The sequence below is a fragment of the Streptomyces sp. NPDC005070 genome (assembly GCF_053600395.1).
The window spans coordinates 1-1,332 of sequence record NZ_JBSFZS010000529.1 but is presented as its reverse complement, the minus strand read 5'-3'; the positions used below and the strand labels follow the sequence as shown (position 1 = coordinate 1,332).

At 66.2% G+C, this 1,332-nt stretch carries 1 protein-coding gene and 1 pseudogene; both read right to left on the bottom strand.

Annotated elements, in window-relative coordinates; translation table 11 throughout:
• The coding region (locus ACWEBX_RS40875; RefSeq protein ID WP_451889744.1) for an FAD-dependent monooxygenase at positions 1-878 on the bottom strand (878 nt) is incomplete at its 3' end.
• A gap of 300 nt (positions 879-1,178) precedes the next feature.
• Positions 1,179-1,250, bottom strand: a pseudogene (locus tag ACWEBX_RS40870) (pectate lyase); the annotation flags it as partial.
• Positions 1,251-1,332 lie beyond the last annotated feature (82 nt).

The window sequence follows — 1,332 nt, the reverse complement described above, 5'->3', positions numbered from 1 at the left end:
GGCGCGCCCAGCAGGTTGCGCACGATCTGTACGGCGGCGGCTTCGTCGATGACCGGTGGTTCCTCGGAGATGTCGTAGCCCCACACGATGAGCCATTCGTTCCAGGGGCGCACCATACGCACGAGTCCGGCGCCGATGCCGCCCGTGTTGGAGCCCGGCTGGATGACCCAGTACAGGACGGACGGCCGGTGTTCGACGAAGCGGCTGATGTCGGCCTTGAACGTGATGTTCATCGATCCCGCGATGTCCATCGCGCCCTCGAAGGGGAGCCCGATGTCCGCGGCGACCTTCGAGCGGGCACCATCGGCGCCGATCAGGTACTTGGCGCGGATGCTGTACTCCTGGCCCGTGAGCCGGTCCAGCACCTGAACGGTGACGCCCTCGCCGTCCTGGACGTGGGAGAGGTACTCGGTGGAGAACCTGGTCTGAGCGCCACGCTGCGTCGCGTTGCGCACCAGTATCGGTTCCAGGTAGGTCTGCGGGATGTCGACGGTCAGGCAGGGAGACGCGAGGCGGTAGTCGGCCTCGCGGTCCGGACGCGTGCCCCAGGTGTGAATGCGACCGATCTCTTCGCCCGCGATGCTGGTGCAGAAGACGGTGTCACCGACCAGAGCGTGCTCGGTGGCATCGGCCAGCACCTGCTTTTCGATGCCGAGGTCGCGAAAGACCTCCATGGACCGCTGGTTCGTGATGTGCGCGCGCGGTGTGTTGGCCGTCCACCGGTACTTCGTGATCATGACCGTGTCGACGCCGAGTGTCGACAGCAGGAGCGCGGCAGAGGCGCCTGCAGGACCTGAACCGACGACTACGACATCGGTCGTGACGATGGTGTCCGTGGGGAGTTCGGTCTCGGAGATCCCGTCGCTGAATGTGGGCATCGTGATGGACCTTTCATCGATCCGGCAGCGGCGCCGGCGACGTCAGTCTGGGACGGACCGAGCGGGGGTGGAATGGGCTGGTGGCAAGGTGGGCGGGAACGCGAAGACATGGCCGATCCACGAAAGGAGGACGGTGTCGACCGGTTCACAGACAGCTACGCTCTTCGCGCGCTGGGCCCATCGGAGACTCGATCTGCTGGAAGAGCCGCCGTGATGACTACGGGAGCGCCGGCCGGTTGCGCGGCGATGCACAGTGGGCCCGCGGTCATGCCTGCCGCTGGACGGAACCTGAGCCGCTGAGGTGTAGACGTTGGACGACGAGGAGCCGAGGAACGTCACAGCGTCCTCTCCGACGTCCTCCCACCAGACGTGGCTGTACAGCGGAATCGTGGCGTACTGCGGGCAACCCTTCAGAGCCGTCCTGTCACGTGCCGACTGCCTCCGACCGGCCCGT